The organism is Streptomyces sp. SID12501 (assembly GCF_010550245.1).
In the GTDB taxonomy this organism is placed as follows: Bacteria; Actinomycetota; Actinomycetes; order Streptomycetales; family Streptomycetaceae; genus Streptomyces.
In genome coordinates this window covers 1-419 of sequence record NZ_JAAGLU010000805.1, presented here as the reverse complement: position 1 = coordinate 419, position 419 = coordinate 1, and the positions used below count along the sequence as shown (strand labels likewise).

Annotated in this window: 1 pseudogene; it reads right to left on the bottom strand. The window is 70.9% G+C overall.

Annotation, left to right across the window (positions count from 1 at the left end):
* A pseudogene (locus G3I71_RS48550) lies at nt 1-419 on the bottom strand (DNA polymerase III subunit alpha); the annotation flags it as partial.

Genomic DNA, 419 nt, shown 5'->3' with positions numbered 1-419 from the left:
CCGAGCCCTCCATGTCCTCGAGCGTCACGGCGGCCCACGGGTTGCCCTGCTTGGACATCTTGCGCTGCAGGCTCGTCACGAGCCCCGCCACCACGACGGTCGACCCGTCGGGGCGCGCCTCGTCGGCGTTGAGCGTCGCGATCGAGACGTCGGCCTGCGCGGACAGCACGTGCTCGAGACCCGACAGCGGGTGGTCGGACACGTACAGGCCGAGCATCTCGCGCTCGAACGCGAGCCGCTGCTTCTTGTCCCAGTCGGGCAGGTCGGGGATCGTCACGGCGATGCCGCTGCCGGTCTCCTCGTCGCCGCCCAGCTCGGCGAACAGGTCGAACTGGCCCGTCGCCTCCTTGCGCTTGACGTCGATGACGGCGTCGACCGCCTGCTCGTGGATCAGCAGCAGCGAACGCCGCGCGTGCCCG